Origin of the sequence: Clostridium sp. OF09-36, from assembly GCF_003481985.1 — a bacterium.
GTDB lineage: Bacteria > Bacillota > Clostridia > Lachnospirales > Lachnospiraceae > Brotaphodocola.
The window spans coordinates 111,160-135,344 of record NZ_QUMD01000004.1 but is presented as its reverse complement, the minus strand read 5'-3'; the positions used below and the strand labels follow the sequence as shown (position 1 = coordinate 135,344).

At 47.6% G+C, this 24,185-nt stretch carries 31 protein-coding genes, 2 pseudogenes and 1 other annotated feature (1 of these 34 running past the window's edge); of the genes and pseudogenes, 2 read left to right on the top strand and 31 right to left on the bottom strand.

The genetic code is table 11. The annotated features are described in order from the left end of the window. Positions 1-21 precede the first annotated feature (21 nt). The 30 genes and pseudogenes from infA to thrC form a co-directional block, all read right to left on the bottom strand. Positions 22-240: a translation initiation factor IF-1 gene (infA, locus tag DXA97_RS05055; protein ID WP_118533418.1), complete on the bottom strand. Its 219-nt coding sequence runs from the start codon at positions 238-240 to the stop codon at positions 22-24. Positions 241-254: 14 nt separating this feature from the next. Continuing rightward, on the bottom strand, positions 255-506 hold the full coding sequence (locus tag DXA97_RS05050) for a KOW domain-containing RNA-binding protein (protein ID WP_118718808.1): 252 nt from the start codon (positions 504-506) through the stop codon (positions 255-257). A 12-nt stretch (positions 507-518) separates the two neighbouring features. Further along, the gene (gene map / locus DXA97_RS05045; RefSeq protein ID WP_118718807.1) at positions 519-1,268 is read right to left on the bottom strand and encodes a type I methionyl aminopeptidase; all 750 of its coding nucleotides are present in this window, start codon (positions 1,266-1,268) and stop codon (positions 519-521) included. A gap of 1 nt (position 1,269) precedes the next feature. Continuing rightward, a complete protein-coding gene (locus DXA97_RS05040) occupies positions 1,270-1,914 on the bottom strand; it encodes an adenylate kinase (RefSeq protein ID WP_118718806.1) in 645 nt (214 codons plus the stop codon). Positions 1,915-2,116: 202 nt separating this feature from the next. Next, positions 2,117-3,436: a preprotein translocase subunit SecY gene (gene secY / locus DXA97_RS05035; protein WP_118718805.1), complete on the bottom strand. Its 1,320-nt coding sequence runs from the start codon at positions 3,434-3,436 to the stop codon at positions 2,117-2,119. A 1-nt stretch (position 3,437) separates the two neighbouring features. After that, positions 3,438-3,878, bottom strand: coding sequence for a 50S ribosomal protein L15 (gene rplO / locus DXA97_RS05030; protein ID WP_118533428.1), 441 nt, complete (start codon positions 3,876-3,878; stop codon positions 3,438-3,440). Positions 3,879-3,904: 26 nt separating this feature from the next. Next, positions 3,905-4,087: a 50S ribosomal protein L30 gene (gene rpmD, locus DXA97_RS05025; RefSeq protein ID WP_118718804.1), complete on the bottom strand. Its 183-nt coding sequence runs from the start codon at positions 4,085-4,087 to the stop codon at positions 3,905-3,907. A 13-nt stretch (positions 4,088-4,100) separates the two neighbouring features. Beyond that, entirely contained in the window at positions 4,101-4,610 is a 510-nt protein-coding gene (rpsE, locus tag DXA97_RS05020) for a 30S ribosomal protein S5 (protein WP_118718803.1), read from the bottom strand. Between the two features lie 16 nt (positions 4,611-4,626). Further along, positions 4,627-4,995: a 50S ribosomal protein L18 gene (rplR, locus tag DXA97_RS05015; RefSeq protein WP_118540161.1), complete on the bottom strand. Its 369-nt coding sequence runs from the start codon at positions 4,993-4,995 to the stop codon at positions 4,627-4,629. A 17-nt stretch (positions 4,996-5,012) separates the two neighbouring features. After that, complete coding sequence (gene rplF / locus DXA97_RS05010; RefSeq protein WP_118540162.1) at positions 5,013-5,555, bottom strand: 50S ribosomal protein L6; 543 nt, start codon at positions 5,553-5,555, stop codon at positions 5,013-5,015. A 93-nt stretch (positions 5,556-5,648) separates the two neighbouring features. Beyond that, on the bottom strand, positions 5,649-6,050 hold the full coding sequence (gene rpsH / locus DXA97_RS05005) for a 30S ribosomal protein S8 (RefSeq protein ID WP_118540163.1): 402 nt from the start codon (positions 6,048-6,050) through the stop codon (positions 5,649-5,651). Between the two features lie 265 nt (positions 6,051-6,315). Beyond that, on the bottom strand, positions 6,316-6,501 hold the full coding sequence (locus DXA97_RS05000) for a type Z 30S ribosomal protein S14 (RefSeq protein ID WP_002566501.1): 186 nt from the start codon (positions 6,499-6,501) through the stop codon (positions 6,316-6,318). A 15-nt stretch (positions 6,502-6,516) separates the two neighbouring features. Further along, positions 6,517-7,056 (bottom strand): 50S ribosomal protein L5, encoded by a 540-nt coding sequence (gene rplE / locus DXA97_RS04995; RefSeq protein WP_118533440.1) that lies wholly within the window; start codon positions 7,054-7,056, stop codon positions 6,517-6,519. Positions 7,057-7,079: 23 nt separating this feature from the next. Further along, positions 7,080-7,379 (bottom strand): 50S ribosomal protein L24, encoded by a 300-nt coding sequence (gene rplX / locus DXA97_RS04990; RefSeq protein WP_118533442.1) that lies wholly within the window; start codon positions 7,377-7,379, stop codon positions 7,080-7,082. A gap of 13 nt (positions 7,380-7,392) precedes the next feature. Further along, a complete protein-coding gene (gene rplN, locus DXA97_RS04985) occupies positions 7,393-7,761 on the bottom strand; it encodes a 50S ribosomal protein L14 (RefSeq protein ID WP_118533444.1) in 369 nt (122 codons plus the stop codon). A 24-nt stretch (positions 7,762-7,785) separates the two neighbouring features. Continuing rightward, complete coding sequence (gene rpsQ, locus DXA97_RS04980) at positions 7,786-8,046, bottom strand: 30S ribosomal protein S17 (protein ID WP_118533445.1); 261 nt, start codon at positions 8,044-8,046, stop codon at positions 7,786-7,788. Positions 8,047-8,062: 16 nt separating this feature from the next. Further along, a complete protein-coding gene (gene rpmC / locus DXA97_RS04975; RefSeq protein ID WP_118533447.1) occupies positions 8,063-8,269 on the bottom strand; it encodes a 50S ribosomal protein L29 in 207 nt (68 codons plus the stop codon). Next, positions 8,259-8,696: a 50S ribosomal protein L16 gene (gene rplP / locus DXA97_RS04970; RefSeq protein ID WP_118540164.1), complete on the bottom strand. Its 438-nt coding sequence runs from the start codon at positions 8,694-8,696 to the stop codon at positions 8,259-8,261. The genes rpmC and rplP overlap by 11 nt, the downstream gene beginning before the upstream one ends. Further along, complete coding sequence (gene rpsC, locus DXA97_RS04965; protein WP_118718802.1) at positions 8,696-9,352, bottom strand: 30S ribosomal protein S3; 657 nt, start codon at positions 9,350-9,352, stop codon at positions 8,696-8,698. The genes rplP and rpsC overlap by 1 nt, the downstream gene beginning before the upstream one ends. Before the next feature lie 12 nt (positions 9,353-9,364). Beyond that, positions 9,365-9,751 (bottom strand): 50S ribosomal protein L22, encoded by a 387-nt coding sequence (rplV, locus tag DXA97_RS04960; RefSeq protein ID WP_118533453.1) that lies wholly within the window; start codon positions 9,749-9,751, stop codon positions 9,365-9,367. A gap of 30 nt (positions 9,752-9,781) precedes the next feature. Beyond that, positions 9,782-10,060, bottom strand: coding sequence for a 30S ribosomal protein S19 (rpsS, locus tag DXA97_RS04955; protein ID WP_006782235.1), 279 nt, complete (start codon positions 10,058-10,060; stop codon positions 9,782-9,784). A gap of 21 nt (positions 10,061-10,081) precedes the next feature. Beyond that, the gene (gene rplB / locus DXA97_RS04950) at positions 10,082-10,945 is read right to left on the bottom strand and encodes a 50S ribosomal protein L2 (RefSeq protein WP_279221131.1); all 864 of its coding nucleotides are present in this window, start codon (positions 10,943-10,945) and stop codon (positions 10,082-10,084) included. Positions 10,946-11,140: 195 nt separating this feature from the next. Then, on the bottom strand, positions 11,141-11,440 hold the full coding sequence (gene rplW, locus DXA97_RS04945; RefSeq protein WP_118533457.1) for a 50S ribosomal protein L23: 300 nt from the start codon (positions 11,438-11,440) through the stop codon (positions 11,141-11,143). Beyond that, on the bottom strand, positions 11,440-12,060 hold the full coding sequence (gene rplD, locus DXA97_RS04940; protein WP_118540167.1) for a 50S ribosomal protein L4: 621 nt from the start codon (positions 12,058-12,060) through the stop codon (positions 11,440-11,442). The genes rplW and rplD overlap by 1 nt, the downstream gene beginning before the upstream one ends. A 28-nt stretch (positions 12,061-12,088) precedes the next feature. Continuing rightward, positions 12,089-12,724: a 50S ribosomal protein L3 gene (rplC, locus tag DXA97_RS04935; protein WP_118718800.1), complete on the bottom strand. Its 636-nt coding sequence runs from the start codon at positions 12,722-12,724 to the stop codon at positions 12,089-12,091. Positions 12,725-12,775: 51 nt separating this feature from the next. After that, positions 12,776-13,093, bottom strand: a complete 318-nt coding sequence (gene rpsJ / locus DXA97_RS04930; RefSeq protein ID WP_118533463.1) for a 30S ribosomal protein S10 — start codon at positions 13,091-13,093, stop codon at positions 12,776-12,778. Between the two features lie 506 nt (positions 13,094-13,599). Further along, positions 13,600-14,967 carry a cell wall-binding protein gene (locus tag DXA97_RS04925; RefSeq protein WP_118718863.1) on the bottom strand — a complete coding sequence of 456 codons (1,368 nt, stop codon included), beginning with the start codon at positions 14,965-14,967 and terminating at the stop codon, positions 13,600-13,602. Between the two features lie 256 nt (positions 14,968-15,223). After that, positions 15,224-17,340: pseudogene (locus DXA97_RS04920) on the bottom strand (glutamine synthetase III). A gap of 277 nt (positions 17,341-17,617) precedes the next feature. Further along, positions 17,618-18,481 carry a class II fructose-1,6-bisphosphate aldolase gene (gene fba, locus DXA97_RS04915; RefSeq protein ID WP_118718799.1) on the bottom strand — a complete coding sequence of 288 codons (864 nt, stop codon included), beginning with the start codon at positions 18,479-18,481 and terminating at the stop codon, positions 17,618-17,620. A gap of 147 nt (positions 18,482-18,628) precedes the next feature. After that, a complete protein-coding gene (gene thrC, locus DXA97_RS04910; RefSeq protein WP_118718798.1) occupies positions 18,629-20,116 on the bottom strand; it encodes a threonine synthase in 1,488 nt (495 codons plus the stop codon). A 299-nt stretch (positions 20,117-20,415) separates the two neighbouring features. Here thrC and DXA97_RS04905 point away from each other — a divergent pair, with 299 nt between their 5' ends. Beyond that, the gene (locus tag DXA97_RS04905; RefSeq protein ID WP_118718797.1) at positions 20,416-21,483 is read left to right on the top strand and encodes a putative ABC transporter permease; all 1,068 of its coding nucleotides are present in this window, start codon (positions 20,416-20,418) and stop codon (positions 21,481-21,483) included. A 66-nt stretch (positions 21,484-21,549) separates the two neighbouring features. After that, on the top strand, positions 21,550-22,512 hold the full coding sequence (locus DXA97_RS04900) for a LysR family transcriptional regulator (RefSeq protein ID WP_118718796.1): 963 nt from the start codon (positions 21,550-21,552) through the stop codon (positions 22,510-22,512). A gap of 83 nt (positions 22,513-22,595) precedes the next feature. On the opposite strand, the pseudogene proS reads toward DXA97_RS04900, so the two are convergent. Next, positions 22,596-24,028 (bottom strand): annotated as a pseudogene (gene proS, locus DXA97_RS04895) (proline--tRNA ligase). 128 nt (positions 24,029-24,156) lie between these two features. Further along, positions 24,157-24,185 (bottom strand) — a binding site (T-box leader); it runs 193 nt beyond the window's last position.

The following is a 24,185-nucleotide window of genomic DNA, read 5'->3' as shown; positions in this document are numbered from 1 at the left end:
AAAGCGGCTGCTTTTATAAGCTTATTTATCTCTCCAGATGATTCTGCCCTTGCTTAAATCATACGGAGACATCTCAAGGGTAACCTTGTCGCCCGGCAGGATACGGATATAGTTCATACGCAGCTTACCGCTGATATGAGCCAGCACCTGATGGCCATTCTCTAATTCTACCTGGAACATTGCGTTCGGCAGCTTCTCAACAACAGTTCCCTCGATTTCAATAACATCTGATTTCGACATATAATCAATTCCTCCTAAATACAACCGTGGCGTTCCACCCAGGTCTTGAGCTCGTTTCGGATTTCTTCATCAGTGGGAAGACCGCGAAAAAGCGGTGTCTTCCCTGCCTGAACATGTTTCTTGTTTTTCCGCTTCGGGTCGTCCACCTTGCGGGTGGTTCCATTTGCCATGGTAACGGATTCCCCTTCATCGGATATTACGATATAATACTGGTTTTTGTCATGCCCTGCAAGAGACTTTACCGGACAGTACCGCTCTATCTTCATCGCACACCGCCTTTACAGAGATAAGATCTCCGGCTCACCGTCAGTAATGAGAATGGTGTTCTCATAGTGGGCAGACAAACTGCCGTCTTTTGTCACAACGGTCCAGTCATCATCCAGCCACTCTACATTCGGGGTACCGATGTTGATCATAGGCTCAACAGCCAGTGTCATGCCAGGAACCAGTTTAATGCCTTTGCGGTTCCGGGAGAAATTCGGCACCTCCGGATCCTCATGTAAGTGGGAACCGATTCCGTGGCCGACCAGATCGCGGACAACACCGTATCCGAAGCTTTCTGCATAAGCCTGGATCGCAGAAGACAGGTCATTGAGATGATTGCCAGCTTTTGCAAACTTAATCCCCTCAAAGAAAGATTGTCTCGTGACATCGATCAGTTTCTGCGCCTCCGGACTGATCTGGCCAACCGCATGGGTTCTTGCCGCATCAGAATGATATCCTTTGTAGATCACACCGGCATCGAGGCTGACAATGTCGCCCTCTTGGATGATATGATGTTTATTCGGAATACCATGTACCACTTCGTTGTTCACGGATACGCAGATGGATGCCGGATAACCGTTATAATTCTTAAAGGAAGGAACACACCCGAATCCACGGATCAGCTTTTCACCCAGACGGTCAATGTCCAGGGTGGACATTCCCGGCTGGATTGCTTTTCCCAGTTCTTCATGCACCTTTGCCAGAATTCTTCCGGCTTCCCGCATAAGCTCAATCTCTCTTGCGGATTTGATCGTTACGGCCATATTACGCCTCCAGGACAGCTTCGATGTCCTCAAATACTTTATTTAAATCCTGGGTTCCATCAACGGATTTCAGGATTCCGGCATTCTTATAGTAGTCGATCAGCGGCTGAGTCTGGTCATGATATACGGTCAGACGTTTCTTTACAGTCTCCGGCTTATCATCATCACGAAGCACCAGCTTCTGTCCGCATGCGTCGCAGACACCCTCTACCTTGGTCGGATTGTAAACGATATGGTAGGTAGCGCCGCAGGAAAGGCATGCTCTTCTGCCGGACATACGGTTGATGATAGACTCATCCGGAACGTCTACATCGATTGCAAAGTCCATCTTCTGTCCCAGCTTGTTCAGTGCTTCCGTGAGGCTTTCTGCCTGCGGAATGGTTCTTGGGAAACCGTCGAGTACATATCCGTTCTCACAGTCTGCCTCCGCGATGCGGTCTAACAGCATACCGATGGTTACATCATCCGGTACAAGCTGTCCCTGGTCCATGTAGGATTTTGCTTTCATACCAAGCTCTGTGCCGCCCTTGATATTCGCACGGAAAATATCTCCGGTGGAGATGTGCGGAATTCCATATTTCGCTGCAATCTTCTTTGCCTGGGTGCCTTTACCAGCACCCGGAGCACCTAACATGATGATCTTCATTCTGATTTATCCTCCTATTAGAACTAAGAAAGAATCCTGCGTTGCAGGATTCTCCGCCTGCGGTGGGTCGCAATGGCGACATGGTTCCTTTCCGCCGCAGTGCGATCCTCGCGGAGCGTTTTTGGTTTCATAGGACGCACTTTCCTATGAAACAAAAGAAGCTGCTGCCCTTACGCGTGCAGCAGCTTTCTCTTACGAACGCTTAATCATTTAAAAAACCTTTGTAATTTCGAACGATCATCTGGGACTCGATAGCCTTGATGGTCTCCAGGATAACGCTGACGATAATGATCAGGGAAGTACCCATGAAGGAGAGACGGCTTACCGTAAATACTCCGGAAATGATGATCGGGATAATGCTGACAATGATCAGACCGATTGCACCGATAAATACGATGTAATTTAAGATCTTGTCAAGGTATTCAGAAGTCGGTTTACCTGGGCGGATACCCGGGATGAAACCGCCGGACTTCTTCATATTGTTTGCCACTTCCAGCGGATTGAAGGTGATGGATGTGTAGAAATATGCAAAAAGCACGATCAGCACAAGATAGATCACCAGTCCCACAGAATATGCCGGCATTTCCGGTCTGAACCAGTAAGAAGAGTTCAGAACCATCAGGATCTTACCACCGATGGTGGTGTAGTCCGGATGGAAAAACTGTGCGATTACAATCGGGAAGGACATGATGGAGGAAGCAAAGATTACCGGGATGACACCTGCGGTGTTCACCTTTAACGGAATGTGGGAAGCCTGGCCGCCCACTAACTTTCTGCCTACCATCTTTTTTGAATACTGAACCGGGATTCTGCGCTCGCCATCCTGAAGGATGATTACGAACACAACCATAGCTGCAAGGATCGCAAGCATGATGAGCACGATCAATACAGTAGATCCGATGTTCTTGCTGTTGCTTAAAAATCTGGTGTACAGGGTGTTCACATCCTGCGGAAGGGAGGATACGATGTTGAACAGCAGGACGATGGAGATACCATTGCCTACGCCCTTCTCCGTAATACGCTCACCGATCCACATCAGGAATGCACTTCCTGCAGTCATGGTAGCGACTGCAATGATCACGCTCCATACATCATAATTGATCAGAAGTCCCTGGCCGCCAAAGCCGACAGACATACCAATGGACTCGATCAGTGCAAGTGCAACCGTTAAGTAACGGGTGTACTCTGCAATCTTCTTCCGGCCATCCTCGCCGTCACGCTGCATCTCTTCCAGTTTTGGAATTGCGATCGTGAGCAGCTGCATGATAATGGAAGATGTAATGTACGGGGTGATGCTCAATGCGAAAATGGACATGGAGGAGAAGGATCCGCCTGTCATCGCATTGAAAAATCCAAATGCGTCAGTGGACTGGTTTGCAAAAAAGTTTGCAAAGAAGTCCGTCTTTACTCCAGGAATCGGCAGTTCAGATCCGAAACGGATGACTACCAGCATGAGGAAGGTGAAGATCAGTTTTGTTCTGATCTCCTTAACCTTCCATGCATTTCGGAGTGTCTTTAACATATTAGATCACCTCGCAGGTTCCACCTAAAGCTTCAATCTTAGCCTTTGCACCCTCACTGAATGCATCTGCCTTTACGGTCAGCTTTTTGGTCAGTTCTCCGTTACCCAGGATCTTAACGCCATCTCTCGGATTCTTAACGATTCCGCTCTCAAGAAGAGTCTCAACAGTAACAACTGCATCGTTCTCGAAGCACTCTAAAGCGCTTACGTTGATACCAACGATAACTTTGGTGTTACGATTCTTGAAGCCTCTCTTCGGGAGACGTCTGTATAACGGCATCTGGCCACCCTCGAAACCAGGTCTCGGTGCGCCAGAACGTGCTTTCTGACCCTTGTGGCCCTTACCAGCGGTTTTACCGTTTCCGGAAGCGTGACCGCGTCCTCTTCTGAAATTATCACTATGCTTAGAACCTACAGCAGGCTGTAAATTGGATAAATCCATTGCACTGCACCTCCTTACTTCTATAATTAGATTTCTTCTACCTTAACTAAATGCTTTACGTGCCAGATCATACCTCTGACAGCCTCGTTATCCGGAAGCTCAACAGTCTTGTTGAGTTTCTTCAGGCCCAGAGCCTCTACGGTAGCTTTCTGCTTCGGGATAGCACCGATCGGGGATTTGACTAACGTTACTTTTAACTTCTCTGCCATTTCATTACCCTCCTTAGCCTAAGATCTCTTCAACAGATTTGCCGCGAAGTTTTGCATACTCTTCCGGAGTCTTAAGCTGAGTCAGACCGTTGATCACTGCAAGAACAACGTTGGTCTTGTTGTTGGAGCCTAAAGACTTAGCACGGATGTTCTTGATACCAGCAAGCTCCAGTACGGAACGAGCCGGACCACCAGCGATGATACCGGTACCTTCCGGAGCCTTCTTTAACAGTACAGAAGAGCTGCCGAACTTGCAGATGTGGTCGTGCGGGATACTCTTGTTCTCGTCAACCGGGATCTCTACCAGGTTCTTCATAGCTGCTTCTCTTCCTTTGCGGATTGCTTCCGGAACCTCACCAGCTTTACCAAGACCTGCACCTACGTGACCATTGCCATCACCTACTACTACCAGAGCAGAGAATCTCATGGTACGTCCACCTTTTACGGTTTTAGATACACGCTTGATTGCTACTACATTGTCATTTAATTCAAACTGACTTGGGTCAATAATTGTACGCTTCATGCCGTTCTCCTCTCTACTAGAATTTCAGACCAGCTTCACGAGCTGCGTCTGCAAGTGCCTGGATCTTACCCTGGTAAATGAAACCGCCTCTATCGAAAACGACTTCCTCAATACCCTTCTCCAGAGCTCTCTTAGCGATCAGAGTTCCAACATAGGTTGCTGCTGCAGTATCATTGGTGTGCTCAAGCTCAGCCTTAACTGCCTTCTCATTAGTGGATGCTGCTACCAGAGTATTGCCGACTGTGTCGTCAATAATCTGAGCATACATATGATTATTACTTCTGAAAACAGCCAGACGCGGTCTCTCTGCAGTACCTGCAAAGCGATTACGTAATCTGGTATGCTTTTTAACGCGAATTTCGCTTCTTGATTTCTTACTAACCATCTTTGTACTCTCCTTAATTATTTCTTACCAGTCTTACCAACTTTACGTCTGATAGTCTCATCAGCATACTTGATACCCTTGCCCTTATACGGCTCAGGTCTTCTCTTATCTCTGATCTCTGCAGCGTACTGGCCAACTTTTTCTTTATCGATACCTTTAACCGTGATCTTATTCTGGCCGTCCAGAACAGTCTCAAGACCTTCCGGATCTTCCATCTCTACCGGATGGGAGTAGCCCAGGTTAAGGGTTAATTTCTTGCCCTGCTTAGATGCTCTGTAACCTACACCGTTTACTTCCAGAACTTTCTCGTAGCCAGCGGTAACACCAACTACCATGTTGTTGATCAGGGTTCTGGTCAGACCATGTAAAGATTTCATCTTCTTTAAGTCATTCGGTCTGGTTACAACAATATGTCCATCTTCTTCCTTGATGTCCATCTCTACCGGTAACTCTCTCTCAAGGGTTCCCTTAGGACCTTTTACAGTCACTTTATTATTCTCTGCAATCGTTACAGTTACGCCTGCCGGGATTGCGATTGGCATTCTTCCGATACGTGACATGCCATTTACCTCCTACTTAAATTTTCGGAAAACGCTCTGTGCGTTTTCTGTTTTCAGTTACATAATATATAGAAGTAGCTTCGTGGCAACGAATTACCAAACGAATGCTAATACCTCTCCGCCTACGCCCAGACGACGTGCTTCCTTATCGGTGATAACGCCCTGGTTGGTAGAAATGATTGCGATTCCCAGACCGCCAAGTACTCTCGGAAGGTCCTCTTTGTTAGCGTATACACGCAGACCCGGTTTGGAAATTCTCTTGATGCCGCTGATGATCTTCTCATTCTTATCTGCACCGTACTTTAAGGTGATGCGGATGGTCTTGAATGCGCCGTCCTCAACGATATCGTATTTTGCAATGTAACCCTCTTTTACCAGGATGTCTGCGATAGCAAGTTTCATCTTGGAAGACGGTACGTCAACAGTGTCATGTTTAGCAGTGTTTGCGTTACGGATTCTTGTAAGCATATCTGCGATCGGATCACTCATAGTCATGATGGATAATTCCTCCTTAATATTGTTAGTTGGTTTCCTTTTTGTTGGACCTCACTCCTTCGAAACTTACAGGAACCACAGGGGGGCTTATAAGTTTCGGGAGGGACATCACTGATTGCGTTGCCTGTATTCTCACACGGGCTACAACGTCACTCAACTAAGCTCATGCTGCGCTTTACAGCTTGCATTCGCTAAGGTTCGTGACGGGCCTCGCACTAAGCTTGCCCAACGCCTTGCGGCTTGGGCTCGCTAAGTTGCTTTCGGCCTACCAGCTTGCCTTCTTAACACCCGGGATCTGGCCCTTATATGCCAGCTCACGGAAGCAGATACGGCAGATGCCGTACTTTCTTAAATATGCATGCGGACGTCCACAGATTCTGCAACGATTGTACTCTCTGGTGGAGAACTTCGCCGGACGCTGCTGCTTAATCTTCATTGAAGTCTTAGCCATGGATCTTTCCTCCTGTTATTTTGCAAATGGCATATTGAATAATGTCAAAAGTTCACGAGCTTCTTCATCAGTCTTGGCAGTGGTAACGAAGATGATATCCATACCTCTTACCTTGTCAACTTTATCGTATTCAATCTCAGGGAAGATCAACTGCTCTTTGATACCCAGAGCGTAGTTACCTCTGCCATCAAATGCGTTCGGGTTAACACCGCGGAAGTCACGTACACGCGGCAGAGCCAGGTTGATCAGACGATCAACGAACTCGTACATCTTCTCACCACGAAGGGTAACTTTACATCCGATCGGCATACCTTCTCTGATCTTGAAGTTTGCAACGGACTTTTTAGCCTTAGTGGTAACTGCTTTCTGTCCGGTAATCAGCTCTAAATCTCTAACTGCAGAATCCAGAACCTTAGCATTGTCTTTTGCCTCACCAACGCCCATGTTGATAACGATCTTATCAAGCTTCGGGACTTCCATGATGTTCTTGTAACCAAATTTCTTAATCAGTGCGTCAACCATCTCGCTCTGATACTGTTCTTTTAATCTAGCCAACTCTCTGTTCCTCCTCTCTGCAATTAGTCGATTACTTTACCGGTTGCCTTAGCAACGCGGACTTTCTTACCATCTTTTACTTCAAAGCCAACACGGGTAGCTTTGCCATCAACAACCAGCATAACGTTGGAAATATCCATTGCTGCTTCCTGATTTACGATGCCGCCCTGCGGGTTTGCAGCGTTCGGTTTGGAGTGCTTGGTAACCATGTTGCAGCCCTCAACCAGAACTTTACCGCCCTTAACGCTCAGGACTTTACCGGTTTTGTCTTTATCTTTACCTGCGATAACCTTTACCAGGTCGTCTTTTTTAATTTTCTGCACAGCCAATACCTCCTTACAGTACTTCCGGAGCCAGAGATACGATCTTCATGAACTGCTTCTCACGTAATTCTCTTGCTACCGGTCCAAAGATACGGGTTCCTCTTGGGGTCTTGTCATCTTTGATAATAACTGCTGCGTTCTCATCGAACTTGATATAAGAACCGTCTTTTCTGCGTGCGCCCTTAACGGAACGAACAACAACGGCCTTAACAACATCGCCTTTCTTTACAACGCCACCTGGTGTTGCATCTTTAACGGAAGCGACGATTACATCACCAATGTTAGCATATCTTCTTGTAGAGCCACCCATAACACGGATGCAAAGTAACTCTTTTGCTCCGGTGTTATCAGCAACCTTCAGTCTGGTTTCCTGCTGAATCATGCCTGATACTCCTTCCTGGATAACTTATTTAGCCTTCTCGATAATCTCAACCAGTCTCCATCTCTTGTCCTTGGACAGCGGTCTGGTTTCCATAACTTTAACGGTATCACCCTTGCCGCACTCGTTGTTCTCGTCATGAGCTTTTAACTTAACGGTCTTTTTTACGATCTTGCCGTATAAAGGATGTTTGATGTGGTCCTCGATTGCTACAACGATGGTCTTGTCCATCTTGTCGCTTACGACTTTACCTACGCGGGTTTTTCTTAAATTTCTTTCCACGGTCATGTTCTCCTTTCAAACCTTAAGCCAGTTTAGATTTCTCTGTAATAACAGTCTGAATTCTAGCGATATTCTTGCGAACCTCTTTGATTCTGCTGGTATTATCTAACTGGTTGGTTGCATTCTGGAATCTTAAGTTGAAAAGTTCTTTCTTTGCAGCTACTAATTCTTCCTGTAACTCAGCCGCTGATTTTGCCTTTAAACCTTCTACGAATTTATTAGTTTTCACTGTTATCACCGCCTTCTAAATCTGCTTTAGCAGCAATCTTACATTTGCATGGTAACTTGTGCATAGCAAGACGTAATGCCTCACGCGCGGTCTCCTCCGGAACACCAGCGATCTCGAACATTACTCTGCCCGGTTTAACAACTGCTACCCAGTACTCCAGAGCGCCCTTACCGGAACCCATTCGGGTCTCAGCCGGCTTAGCGGTTACCGGTTTGTCCGGGAAGATCTTGATCCAGACTTTACCACCACGTTTGATGTAACGGGTCATAGCAACACGGGCTGCCTCGATCTGGTTAGATTTGATCCAGCACGGCTCGGTAGCAACCAGACCGTACTCACCATAGTTAATTTTATTTCCTCTTAAAGCCTTACCGGTCATAGTTCCACGGAACTGTTTGCGGCGCTTTACTCTCTTAGGCATTAACATTATTTATCGCTCCCTTCCTTGTTTCCCTTAGTAGGAAGTACCTCGCCTTTGTAGATCCAAACCTTAACGCCAAGCTTGCCGTAGGTGGTATCTGCCTCAGCGAAACCATAGTCAATATCTGCTCTTAATGTCTGTAACGGAATGGTGCCCTCGCTGTAGAACTCGGTACGAGCGATATCAGCACCGCCAAGACGTCCGCCAACAGCGGTCTTGATTCCCTTAACGCCAGCCTTCATGGAACGACCCATGGTAGACTTCATAGCACGACGGAAGGAAACACGGTTTTCCAGCTGCTGTGCGATGTTCTCAGCTACTAACTGAGCATCGCGGTCCGGTCTCTTAACTTCTTTGATGTCAATAAATACTCTCTTGTCGGTGAGTTTCTGAACCTCTCCTCTGAGCTTCTCGATCTCTGCGCCGCCCTTACCGATTACAACACCCGGTTTAGCGGTGAAGATGATGATCTTCACTCTGTCAGATGCTCTCTCAATCTCAATTTTGGAAACGCCAGCGCTATACAGTTTCTTTTTGAGGAATTTACGAATGTTGTAATCCTCAACGAGGCAATCAGCGAAGTTGCCTTCTGCATACCACTTGGAATCCCAGTCTTTAATAACACCGACTCTTAAGCCGTGCGGATTAACTTTCTGTCCCATAATTGCCTCCTCTTATCTCTCATTCAGCACAACAGTGATGTGGCTCATTCTCTTTTCGATTCTGTAAGCTCTGCCCTGTGCTCTCGGTTTTACTCTCTTCATGGTCGGTCCCTTGTTAGCAAAGCACTCCTCTACGTAAAGTTTTGCCGGATCCATGTTGTTGTTGTTCTCTGCATTAGCAATTGCAGATTCCAGTAATTTTTTAATTAAAGAAGAAGCATATCTTGGGTTGTAAGTTACAATACCAAGTGCGGTCTGTACATCTTTGCCTCTGATGGCATCTAATACGAAGCAAGCCTTCTGAACAGAAACACGTGCGTAAGATAACTTTGCGCTCGGTCTGGTGTCCTTCTGGGCATTTCTCTCTCTCTTAATCTGACTTCTATGTCCTTTAGCCATTGCTAATTAACCTCCTTTCAATCCTGACGATTATCGTTTGGATTTCTTCTCGTCTTTTCCATGTCCTCTGTAAGTTCTGGTAGCTACGAACTCACCCAGCTTGTGGCCAACCATATCCTCGGTAACATATACCGGAACATGCTTTCTGCCATCGTGAACTGCGATTGTATGTCCAACCATCTGCGGGAAGATTGTGGAACGGCGGGACCAGGTCTTGATTACCTGATGCTGTCCTGCTGCGTTCATTGCATCAACTTTTTTCAGTAAGTGTGCATCTGCAAATGGTCCTTTTTTTAATGAACGTGCCATAGGTTTTGTATCCTCCTTGAATTATTTAATGGTCTTGCCGTCGCGTCTTCTTACAATCAGCTTATTAGACTGCTTGTTTTTCTTTCTGGTCTTCAGACCCAGAGCAGGCTTGCCCCACGGAGTAGAAGGACCCGGACGACCGATACCAGTCTTACCTTCACCACCACCGTGTGGATGGTCATTCGGGTTCATAACGGAACCGCGAACTGTAGGACGGATACCCATATGACGTTTTCTACCAGCCTTACCAAGGTTAACAAGATTGTGCTCGCCGTTGCCAACAACACCGATGGTTGCGCGGCATACGATCGGAACCATTCTCATCTCGCCGGAAGGAAGTCTTAAGGTTGCATATTTGCCTTCTTTTGCCATAAGCTGAGCAGCGTTACCAGCGGAACGAACCAGCTGACCACCCTTGCCCGGATACAGCTCAATATTATGAATCTGCGCACCAACCGGAATATTTGCCAGCGGTAAGCAGTTACCTACTTTAGCCTCTGCAGTCTCGCCGCTCATAACCTTCATGCCGTCGGTTAAACCAGCCGGAGCCAGGATATAAGCTTTCTCGCCGTCTGCATAGCAGATCAGTGCGATGTTTGCAGTTCTGTTCGGATCGTACTCGATACCGATAACGGTTGCCGGGATACCATCCTTGCTGTTTCTCTTGAAATCGATGATTCTGTATTTTCTTCTGGAACCGCCACCACGATGTCTAACGGTGATCTTACCCTGGTTGTTACGGCCAGCATTCTTCTTTAAAGAAGTAACCAGAGACTTCTCCGGGGTGGACTTGGTGATCTCACTGAAGTCAGAACCGGTCATATGTCTTCTGGAAGGTGTATATGGGTTGTATGTTTTATTCCCATGACTTGAACTCCTTTCAATTCCGTACACGTCCGTGCGTTTTCAACGCACTCGCGTGTATCTCTTTATCACGGCGCAGTATATTCTTTTCACTGGCTGCCGTATAGTTTCTTTTCATTTCATCGCTCAACTAAGCTCGGCTTTCAGCCTCGCTAAGGTTCGCGATGGGCTTTCGCACTAAATTCGTGCTCTGCGCACTCATTAAGTGCTCAATGCCTACAGACCTGCGAATACCTCGATCTCTTTGCTGTCCTCAGTTAACTGAACGATAGCTTTCTTGGTAGCAGCGGTCTTGCCGAAGGTCATACCACGTCTCTTGTTCTTGCCTTCGCTGTTCATGGTGTTTACACTCTTAACTTTGGTTCCCGGGAACATCTTCTCAACAGCCTCTTTGATCATGGACTTGTTCGCATCGGTGTGAACCAGGAAAGTGTATTTCTTCTCGCTCATTGCGTTCATGCTCTTCTCGGTAACAACCGGTTTCAGAATGACATCATAGTACTGAACGTTAGCCATTATGCGTACACCTCCTCGATATTTGCAACAGCAGCCTTGGTAGCTACTACGGTGTTGTATTTCAGAATGTCATATACGTTGATGGTATTGACATAAGCGGTCTTTACAGACGGGATGTTCTTAGCAGACTTAACAACGTTCTCGCTGTCCTCGCCAACTACTACCAGAGCCTTGTTAACCTTTAAGTTATTCAGAACGGTCTGGAATTTCTTGGTCTTGATCTCATCAAGTTTCAGCTCGTCAACAACGATGAACTTGTTCTCAAGCACTCTGCTGGTCAGTGCAGACTTCAGAGCTGCTCTCTTCTCTTTCTTGTTGAGTCTGATTGTGTAATCTCTTGGAGTCGGAGCGAATACGATACCGCCGCCGGTCCACTGCGGAGCTCTGGTTGAACCCTGACGTGCATGTCCGGTTCCTTTCTGTCTCCACGGTTTTCTACCGCCACCAGATACCTCAGAACGGGTTTTTGCTTTCTGAGTACCCTGACGATTGTTAGCAAGCTGTGCAACGACTGCCATGTGTACTAAGTGCTCGTTAACCTCAACACCGAATACAGCATCGTTTAAATCCATCTTGCCTACTTCATTACCTTCCATATTGTAAACAGATACGTTTGCCATCTGTGTGTTCCTCCTTTCTCGTCAAAGCTTACTTGGAAGCTTTCACTGTTTCTTTGATCGTTACTAAAGATTTCTTCGGTCCTGGAACAGCGCCCTTAACCAGAAGCAGATTGTTCTCAACGTCTACGCGGACAATCTCAAGGTTCTGAATGGTAACCTGCTTGGAACCCATATGTCCCGGCATGCCTTTACCCTTGAATACCTTGCTCGGATCAGAACAAGCACCGTTGGAACCCTGATGACGATGGAACTTAGAACCATGAGCCATAGGTCCTCTGTGCTGACCATGTCTCTTGATCGCGCCCTGGAAACCTTTACCTTTGGAAACAGCGGTTGCATCCACCTTATCGCCGTTAGCGAAGATGTCAGCTTTGATCTCGTCCTTTACAGAATAGTCTTCTGCGTTCTCGAAACGGAACTCGCGGACGAATCTCTTGTAGGAAACACCTGCCTTGTCGAAGTGTCCCTTAACCGGTTTGCTAACCAGTTTTTCTCTCTTGTCTACAAAACCAACCTGAACTGCTTTGTAGCCATCGTTCTCAACGGTCTTAACCTGGGTTACTACACACGGGCCAGCCTGAAGAACGGTTACCGGAACTAACACGCCATCTTCGTTGAAGATCTGAGTCATTCCGACTTTGGTAGCTAAGATAGCTTTCTTCATTTCAATTTCCTCCTTACAGCGGATTACCTTTTACGGCAATCATACTAAAGCTTATTTCTGTTTCATTTTGATGTCGATATAAACACCAGCCGGCATTTCCAGTTTGCTTAATGCATCAACTGTTTTCTGGCTCGGAGTGGTGATATCGATAAGTCTTTTGTGAGTTCTCTGCTCGAACTGCTCTCTGGAATCTTTGTACTTGTGTACCGCTCTCAGAATAGTTACTACCTCTTTCTTGGTCGGTAACGGTACCGGTCCACTCACCTGAGCCCCTGTCTTCTTTACGGTCTCGATGATTTTTCCAGCAGACTGATCAACTAACTGGTGATCATAAGCTTTTAATGTGATTCTCATTACTTGACTTGCCATAAAAAAAGTCGCCTCCTTTTCGCACTTTTGTTTGAAGTACGACAAGCGGTGACTGTACACATCTCCGTGTGTGTCGCGCGGACTACACACTGCGTTACTGCAATTACTCTTTTACTACAGCTGTTAAATTGGTACAGTGACTTGTCGTCAGTTTCCTAACTTGACATTCGCTCCACGGAAAACCTGCCATCTGGGCAGCAACCTCACGCTTCATCGCTATCATGTCACAGCCTTTGTATAATATCATAGTCTTTCCATAAAAGCAAGTATTTTAGCCATTATTTTTATGTTTTCATTCACATACAATCCTGTTTCTTTATTTTCAGGCAAAACGTGTTTCTTCTATATAAAATGCGTGTCAGCAGCGCAGACTTCGGTTCGCTGCCCGCAAAATACAAAAGGGAAACCTTACAGTCTCCTGACTGTCAGTTTCCCATTCATGATCATTCCTATTCACACACATATATATGATGTTTGGGACAAAAGGTTTTTTAACCCCGGATTTTTTAATCGTTATCCCAATCCGGTTCTTCCGGGCTGCGGTAGCTTCCGCCATCTACGCTCTCGTCATCCTCCTTGACCAGGATGCCGCCACTGTTGGTTTTATATTTTGTACCATTGCTGTCTTTCACAGTCGTATTTTTCGCGATCTTTCCAGATGTGTTGACTACATAATTCTTGAAGCTGTTGCCACTCGGAATACTGTATACCTCATACTTGCTGCCGGAATCTGCCTTCTGGAGCTTGCCCATATAGTAAAGGTAATTATCATATACACCCGTATAGCCACGGCCAGTAGAATTAAAATAGTAAGGCCAGGATACACCGCCCTCCGTGATGTTGTACTTTCCTTTCAGCATGCTGCTCTGTGCGTAGGTGCCAAAGTAATAAGCAGTGTATTCACCGCCGCTGGTATAAACCTTCTGGATTCCGTATACCGGGACACCATACTCATTGAACAAGTAAGTATTGCTGTTGATGCGTTTTAAGTCACTGGTTTTTGCACTGCCCTTCGCAGGACCAGTTTCCGGAACTCCCTTGGAATTAAAGTAGAACCATTCTACATCGTGATCGTAATGTCCCTGAAGATATTCCGGCGGTTCCGTAGAATACCACCCTGTCCGCACCTTACCGTCCGTGTCGACCAGACGGTAATCTTCGATGTTGTCGGATTCATCTCCGGTAACGCAGACCCAGCCAGTCTGGAGTGCGCCATCCTCCCGCAGGCAATAATAGGTTCCATTGATCTTTTTCTGTTTTACGTTAGTTCCATTCTCATTCGGAACGACTTTCTTTCCGTTTGTTCCAAAATAATACCAGTACTGGCCATCACTCGCAGTCTCAAACGGACCTGTATGGGTATCAGTATCCTGATACTCCTCCGGCGGAGTCAGCTTTTTCCAGCCAGTCACCATAACGCCAGAATCATCGCAGTAGTACATATCATCCAGGATCCATCCGGTCTCCATAACACCGCTGTCACCAAAATAATGATACTGGCCGTCGATCTGTACCCACTTATCTTTGGAGCACTTGCCATTGTTTCCAAAATAATACCAGTCGTAACCGGAAGCTTTCCGGCTGTTAGCTACCTGCAGCCACTTATTTGTGATCATGATACCGCTGGCATCCACATAGTAATCGTCGTTATCGACCCACTTATTGGTTGCCATGGCACCACTGCTCTCCAGATAACGCCAGGTTCCGTCCTGCGCCTGACGCCATGCATTGGTGACCTTGCTTCCATTATTATTGTAATAAACCCAGTTGCTGCCCTCCTGTGCCCAGCCGGTTGCCGCAAACGCAGTGATTCCAGCCGTCCCAAGGCTCATAACCGCAGCCAGCATAACCATTGCAAAATTCTTTTTCTTCATATTATAAAGCTCCTTCGTATCATTGCGCCGCCGCTTCTTTTTGCAGGTCCATCCGAAACCGGCAATCATCCTTATTCAAGCGACCTTTATGCTTTCCATTTTAGCAATAATACACAGATTATTCAACCAATTCACACGAAATAGATTCTTACAAATTTCGGACAAATAACAATATAAGTATATGACAAGGGCCGTGTGAGTTGCCGAAAGGCAACTCACACGGCCCTATTAAAGTGAATCAAATTGTTACTCTGTTTTATACCTCAAACATCAGATCACCGTAGCTCGGGAATGGCCACAGGTCCTTGTCTACGATCATTTCCAGCTTGTCGGCCGGTGCACGGAGTGCTGCCATAGCCGGAACAACCTTATCGTGGTAAGCATGGGCCTGAGCCTCTGCACCGGAAACACCTGCTGTTTTCTCCGTAATGTCGGTCAGTGCTGCCAGAGCCACTTTCATGTCAGACAGCAGTGCAGAAGTTTCGGTAAGCAGTTCTGTCTGCACACTGGTATCTGCCTCTGGACATGCAGCCTTGACTGCTCCCAGGGAACCTGCCAGCTGGGTTGTGTACTTGATAACTGCCGGGATGATCTGCTTGCTTGCCATATCGATCATGGTCTTTGCTTCAATGTTGATCATCTTGGAATATGCCTCGTACTCAACCTCGGCGCGGGACTCCAGCTCTGCCTTGGTGAATACGCCAAAGGATTCATACAGCTTCACAGCCTTATCGGTGGTGATAGCCGGGATTGCATCCACCATGGATCGGATGTTCGGAAGGCCGCGTCTCTCTGCTTCTTCTACCCATGCATCGGAATAGCCGTTGCCGTTGAAGATAATGCGCTTATGATCGCGGAACAGCTTCTTGATCATGTCATGAACTGCAGTATCAAAATCCTCTGCCTTTTCGAGTTCATCTGCTGCTTCCTTAAATACCTCAGCCACAATGGTATTCAGCACTACGTTTGCCGGAGCGACAGAATCCGAAGATCCCACCATACGGAACTCAAATTTATTTCCGGTAAATGCAAACGGTGAAGTACGGTTACGGTCGGTTGCATCTTTGTCCAGATCCGGAAGGGTTGCAACGCCGGTCTTTAAGGTACCGCCGGTCTTGGAATGGGTTGCCTCACCGGTGCTGCACAGCTGATCGATGACATCCTCCAGCTGCTCACCTAAGAATACAGAGATGATGGCTGGCGGTGCCTCATTTGCACCCAGACGATGATCGTTTCCGATATCGGCTGCGGATTCACGAAGCAGGTCTGCGTGGGTATCAACTGCCTTTAAGATGCAGGCCAGAACCAGAAGGAACTGGATATTTTCATGAGGGGTATCACCCGGATTTAACAGGTTCACGCCGTCATCGGAAGTCAGGGACCAGTTGTTATGCTTACCGGAACCATTGACACCTGCGAACGGTTTCTCATGAAGCAGGCAGGTAAGGCCCTGACGGCCGGCAACCTTCTTTAAGGTTCCATGACCATCTGGTTGTGGTCTACTGCCAGGTTTGCCTGATCGTAGATCGGAGCCAGCTCATGCTGTGCCGGAGCAACCTCATTGTGCTGGGTCTTGGAGGTAACACCAAGCTTCCAGAGTTCCTCATTGACTGCCTTCATGTAAGCACCAATACGCTCACGGATCGCACCAAAGTAATGGTCATCCAGCTCCTGTCCCTTAGGAGGCATTGCGCCAAATAAAGTACGGCCGGTGTAGATCAGGTCTTTTCTCTGTAAATATTTCTGACGGTCTACGATGAAATACTCCTGCTCCGGACCAACAGATGGACATACACGCTTTGCAGTGGTATTGCCAAAGAGTCTTAAGATTCTTAAGGACTGCTCGTCAATCGCCTGCATGGAACGGAGAAGCGGGGTCTTCTGATCCAGTGCTTCACCGGTATAAGAACAGAATGCAGTTGGGATGCAAAGAGTTACGCCACATGCATCTTCTCTTAAGAATGCCGGGGAGGTGCAGTCCCATGCGGTATAGCCTCTTGCCTCGAAGGTAGCACGCAGACCACCTGAAGGGAAGGAAGATGCATCCGGCTCACCTTTGATCAGCTCTTTGCCGGAGAATTCCATGATTACCTTTCCCTCTGAATCTGGTGCAGAAATGAAGGAATCATGCTTCTCAGCAGTTACACCAGTCAGCGGCTGGAACCAGTGGGTATAATGGGTTGCTCCTCTTTCGATGGCCCAGTCCTTCATTGCATGTGCAACTACATCTGCAATGGATGGATCCAGCTCAGCACCATCTTCGATGGTCTTTTTCATTTTCTTGAAAACGCTCTTTGGTAAGCGTTCTCTCATAACGGTTTCGTTGAAGACGTTCTTGCCAAAAATCTCAGCTACATTTACGATTTCGCTCATAGACTTTTCCTTCCTCTCATTCAGAATTGCCGTTCCCGGTCTCCTCATCCTGCCCGACTGTTTTTTATCGATGAGCAGCTATTCTCACAGCTGCATGTTTCTTCAAGCCAGGCTTCGGTTAACCAACGGATGCGCCAAAGGCGCTTCTTGATAGTTATGTAAAAAAAATGGTGCTCTTCCTTATTGGAAGAACACCATCGTTCCCTACCTAAAATAACCCATCGGGTAAGAAAATGCAAGTATTTTTTCGCATTTTCTTTTATTTTTTTGCAAGGTCTCAGGCTTTTCCAACAGAACCGAACAGTTCCATCTTCTCTTTTACAGTTGCTTTAATAGCCTCTGCGCCAGGTGCGAGCAGCTTACGCGGGTCAAAGCCCTTGCCCTCTAAGTCCTTACCTGCCTCGATGTATTTGCGGGTAGCATCTGCGAAGGATAACTGACACTCGGTATTTACGTTGATCTTTGCAACGCCGAGGTCGATCGCTTTCTTGATCATGTCAGCCGGGATACCGGTACCGCCGTGCAGAACTAACGGCAGATCGCCAACCTTCTCTTTGACTGCTGCCAGAGTCTCAAAGCTTAAGCCCTTCCAGTTTGCCGGATATTTACCGTGGATGTTGCCGATACCTGCTGCCAGGAAGTCCACACCGAGATCTGCGATCATCTTGCATTCGTTCGGGTCTGCACACTCGCCCATACCGATTACGCCATCTTCCTCGCCGCCGATGGAGCCTACCTCAGCCTCAATGGAAAGTCCCATGGCATGGGCAACCTTTACTAACTCTTTGGTCTTCTCTACGTTTTCCTCGATCGCATAGTGGGAACCATCGAACATGATGGAGGAGAAGCCAGCCTTAATGCACTTGTAGCAGCCATCGTAGGTGCCGTGGTCTAAGTGCAGGGCTACCGGAACGGTAATGTTCATTTCCTCGATCATGGCCTTTACCATAGCGGAAACAGTCTTAAAGCCGGTCATATATTTGCCTGCGCCCTCAGATACACCCAGAATGACCGGGGAGTTTAACTCCTGTGCGGTTGCAAGGATTGCCTTGGTCCACTCCAGGTTGTTAATGTTGAACTGACCTACTGCATAGTGTCCTTCTACTGCCTTCTTCAGCATTTCTGTTGCAGATACTAACATGTTCAAAACCTCCGTTTTCTATAATTTTGCCGCAATGCCTGTCCCAAAGCAGACACCATCCGGTAACTGTCTTGTTTTTCTGTTACCGCGGCTACTGCTTCTATTATAGTACAAAAACTGATTTTTGTGAAGCATATAACATTCCAATTACAGTCCAAGAATTTCAGCTACCGTATTCTCCATATCGGCTGCGTCGCACTCTCTGGTATGGCGGATCTTGGCATTGCGGATCTCTTCCACCGCACGCGGGATTGCCACGCCGGATGCTTTGCACAGTGCATCGATGGATGCAAACTCATCGGTGTCTGCTTCCTTGCCAGTTACTGCTGCCATAACGCTGTGGGAGAACTTGTACGGGCTTGCGGTAGATGCAATGACCGCCGGGGTCCTGTCTCCGGTCTCCTCCACATACTTTTTATATACGCAGGAAGCAACTCCGGTATGCGTATCAATGATGTATCCGGTCTCATCTGCCAGATGCTTAATGCCTGCAGCATTCTCTGCCTCGGTTGCATAACCGCCTACAAAGTCCTTCATGAAGGCTTTCATGGAATCAGTTACCGTATAAGCACCCTTAGTGCTTAAATCTTCCATAAGCTTCTTGTTTGCAGCTGCATCACAGCCGGTGCTTAAGTAGATCAGGCGCTCTAAGTTGCTGGAGATCAGAATATCCATGGACGGGGAGTTGGTCAGGATAAACTCTCTCTTGCGGTCATAGGTACCAGTCTTAAAGAAGTCGTAGAGAACCTTGTTGTCGTTGGATGCGCAGATCAGGGTCTTGACCGGAACACCCATCTGCTTTGCCAGATATGCAGCCAGGATGTTTCCGAAGTTTCCGGTCGGGACCGTCACGTTGATGAGATCACCGTTCTTGATCTCACCATTCTGTACCAGCTTCGCATATGCATAAACATAGTAAACCACCTGCGGGACCAGACGGCCGATATTGATGGAGTTAGCTGAGGAAAGCTGGAAGCCCTTCGCTGCCAGTTTTGCCGCAAACTCTTTATCGCCGAAAATTTTCTTAACGCCGGTCTGGGCATCATCGAAATTGCCGTGGATAGAAACAACTGCTGTGTTTTCGCCCTTCTGGGTTACCATCTGCAGCTCCTGTACCTTGCTGACACCGCCCTTCGGATAAAATACAATGATGCGGGTTCCCGGTACATCCGCAAAGCCAGCCATAGCAGCCTTTCCGGTATCGCCGGAGGTTGCTGTCAGGATCACGATCTCATTTTCCACATGGTTCTTCTTTGCAGAGGTTGTCATAAGATACGGAAGAATGGACAGCGCCATGTCTTTAAATGCGATCGTGCTTCCGTGGAACAATTCCAGATAGTACGCGCCGTCTGCCTTTACAAGCGGAGCGATCTCCTCTGTATCGAACTTGCTGTCATATGCGTGATCGATACAGTAACGCAGCTCCTCCTCTGTAAAATCAGTTAAAAACTGTTTCATAACCTGGTATGCAGTCTCCTGGTAGGTCATGCCTGCCAGCTCTTCCATGGATACATCCAGCTTCGGAATAGAAACCGGCATAAACAGTCCGCCATCGTCTGCCAGACCCTTTAAAATAGCCTGGGATGCTGTCAGCCCGCTCTCGCCGCCTCTGGTGCTCTGATATGTTAAATTCATAGCTCTTTCCTTTCTCCCTCTGCAAATAAGGTTGCTGTTCTCGCGTTGCGCAAACATAAATATGCACAGGTTTTTGTAACAATTATTTTTGTTGATTGTAGCACAGGCAAATACGGTTTGTCCATGATTTATTATGGTTACGATTCAAAAAATTCCTGTCCACGGGCGATAAGAGAAGCACAATCTCTGTACAATGCAGCATCAGATGTGTATTGAAGGTTAGGTTCGGATATGCTAAACTAAATGGAAATTAAAAAACCCGGAAATTATCTTACTACACAAATTAAGGAGAACCTGCAATGTACACTTACGCCTGGTATCACTGGCTTACTTTCTTCTATATCTATTGCTTTTTCGGATGGATCTTTGAGTCCACCTATGTGTCCTTAAAGAAGCACCACTTTGTCAACCGTGGATTTTTGCGGCTTCCCATGCTGCCCCTGTATGGAACCGGCGCAGTTATGATGCTCTGGGTTTCTCTCCCGGTCAAAAATAACCTGTTTCTTGTTTACTGCTCCGGTGTTGTAGCAGCCACTTTATTGGAATATGTGACCGGCTATGTAATGGAACGTCTGTTTAAGGTACGCTACTGGGATTACAGCAACCAGAAATTTAATATTCACGGTTATATCTGTCTGACCTCTTCCATTGCCTGGGGATTCTTAACCATCCTCATGACGGAGGTCATCCACAAGCCGATCGAGCACCTTGTGCTGAATCTGCCACCGGTACTCGAATGGTGCCTGCTTGGAGCCGTCAGCGGCTGCTTTGTGATGGATACCATCCAGTCCACGAAGGAAGCCCTGGGACTGGCAAAGGCTCTGGAAAGCGTTGCAAAGCTGCGTGCAGACCTGGAGGATATGCAGGTACAGCTTGCACTGTTAAAGGCCGAAACCATGCAGAATGTAGAAAATGCGAAGGAAGAGCTGCTGGATGCTGTTGCTGAAAATGTAGAAAACAGCAGGCAGCTGGCTGCCGCGCGGAAAGAAATGCTGGCAACCGCTGCCGAAATTCACCGGGAAGCCATTGCTGCACGGAAAGAAGAATTTGTGGAAGCTGTGGAAGCACATAAAGAAGCTGTTGCTGCGCGGAAAGAGGAACTGGCAGAGGCAATGGAATTACACAAGGAAACCGTTGCTGCACGGAAAGAAGAACTGGCTGCATCGTTCGATGCCAAAAAAGCGGCTCTGGCTGCACGCATCAGCAGTCTGAACGAAAAGATTGCCGACACGACCAGCCGTTTAAACAGCAGAAAAGCCATCGCACGTCCCTCTATCCTGCAGCGCAACCCATCTGCGGTCTCCCGGCGTTTCGCTGATGCATGGAAAGAGCTGTATAAAGAATGGGAAGATGAAAAACACGCCTAGCCGGAAGCTTTTCTCTGAAAAGTCCGGTCCAGGAAAACGCCCAGTTGCAATACCGGAGGCATTGTTATGGATTTAAAACAGATCGAATATATTGTAAAAATTGATGATGAACACAGCATTACCCGGGCTGCAGAAAAGCTTTTTGTCACCCAGTCTGCCTTAAACCAGCAGCTTCTCCGTCTGGAAAAGGAGCTAGGTGCCCCGCTCTTCCACCGCAGCAAGGTCGATATGCGTCCTACCGAAATTGGTCAGGTCTACCTCGATAATGCGCGGGAAATCCTGCGGATCAAGCAGCGGACCTATAACCTGATCAACGATATGACTGACGCTAAAAAAGGCCGCCTTTCCATCGGCTTTACCCCGGGGCGCGGCAGCGAAATGTTCACACACGTCTACCCGGCCTTCCACCAGGCTTATCCCAATGTTATCGTAGAGCCACATGAGCTGAGTGTACGCCGTCAGCAGCAGATGATCTCCCAGGGTAATCTGGATATCGGATTCCAGACACTCTCCGAACGCCAGCGGACCGACAGTGAATACATAAAACTTGGAGAAGAAGAAATCTTTCTTCTGGTCCCAAGTATTCACCCGGCCGTGGAAAAGCTCTCTGCTACACCTGCTTCGCCGCTTCCGCATTCAGCACAGACTACCGAACCGGCAGCTCCCCCGCTCCATTCCGCCACCTATCCGCTTGCCAATCTTAACCTGTTTCAATACGAACCCTTTGTGCTGATGTACAAGGAATCCACCATCCGGGCCATCACCGATGAGATCTTCCGCAAATCCGGCTTTACCCCGAATGTACTTTTTGAAACCGCCAGCAACAACACCGTGCTCTCCATGATCCAGGCAAACCTTTGCTGCGGTGTTGTTCCGGAGCATTATGTGCGCAATCTGCCCTCCGGGATCAGCTGCTTTGCGTTTTCTTCCCACCCGTCGTGGGATATTGTAGCCAACTACCGCAAGAACGGATATTTAAGTGAAGCCGCCAAATACTTTATTGAGCTCGTGCGGGAATTCTGGAAATGACAATATTGATAACTTAATAGGCCCGTGGAGGTTGCCAAAGGCAGCTTCCACGGGCCATTGTTTTACAATTATATTGTTATATTTTAGTATGCTCTTCCCCAGTATACCATCTTCTTCGCCGGTTTTCCGCAGCATACGCACTTGTCGGACAGATTCTCCTGTGCGAACGGCATGCAGCGGGAAGTTGCTGCGGTATCTTCTTTGATCTTGTCTTCGCAAGCCTGCTCGCCGCACCACATTGCCTTTACAAAACCAGGTTTCTCGTTGATGGTCTTTACAAACTCATCATAAGTGGTTGCCACATAGGTATGGGAATCGCGGTGTGCTCTTGCACGCTCCAGCATATCGTGCTGAATGGTGTCTAAGAGCTCGCTTACCTTTGTCTCGATCTCATCCAGGGAAACGGTTACCTTCTCGTGGGTATCACGGCGAACCAGAACCGCCTCGTTATTCTCGATATCTCTCGGTCCGATCTCGACACGTACCGGGATACCGCGCATCTCAGACTCACTGAACTTCCAGCCCGGGCTCTTATCGGAATCGTCGACTTTCACCTTGAAGTTGGAAAGGACATCTCTTAACTCGAATGCTTTGTCCAGAACGCCTTCCTTCTGCTGCTGGATCGGAACGATCACAACCTGGGTCGGTGCGATTCTCGGCGGCAGGACCAGACCATTGTTGTCACCGTGCACCATGATGATGGCACCGATCATACGGGTGGTCATACCCCAGGAGGTCTGGTGCACATACTGCAGGGTGTTGTCCTTTGCTGCGTACTGGATACCAAATGCCTTTGCAAAGCCATCTCCAAAGTTATGGCTGGTACCGGACTGCAGTGCTTTTCCGTCATGCATCAGAGACTCGATGGTGTAGGTTGCCTCTGCACCTGCGAATTTCTCCTTGTCGGTCTTCTGTCCGCGGATAACCGGGATAGCCAGAACCTGCTCGCAGAAGTCTGCATACAGATTCAGCATCTGGATGGTTCTTGCCTCTGCCTCTTCTGCAGTTGCATGGGCAGTATGTCCCTCCTGCCATAAGAACTCTCTGGAACGAAGGAACGGACGGGTAGTCTTCTCCCATCTTACAACGGAACACCACTGGTATATACCTTCGGCAGATCACGGTAAGAGTGAATATCCTTTGCATAGAAATCGCAGAACAGTGTCTCAGAAGTCGGGCGTACACACAGACGCTCCTGAAGCGGCTCAAGTCCACCGTGGGTTACCCATGCAACCTCCGGGGCAAAGCCTTCTACATGGTCTTTCTCTTTCTCAAGCAGGCTCTCCGGAATAAAAATCGGCATGTAAACATTCTGAACACCGGTTTCTTTAAAACGGCGGTCCAGCTCATGCTGGATATTCTCCCAGATTGCATAGCCTGCCGGCTTGATGACCATACATCCCTTTACGCTTGCATAATCACACAGCTCTGCCTTTTTTACCACATCCGTATACCACTGGGCGAAATCTACGTCCATGGATGTGATCGCTTCTACCATTTTTTTATCCTTTGCCATGGTTAATCTCCTTTTTTCCGGAAACGCAGGTCCATTTCTGCCTGCAGGTTTCCTGTTTTATTTTTTCATGTTCATAGGGTGCAATTTCCTATGAACCAAAAAAGCCATCCGGTCCTTTGCCATCTCTGACAAGGGACCGAATGACCAGATAAATTCG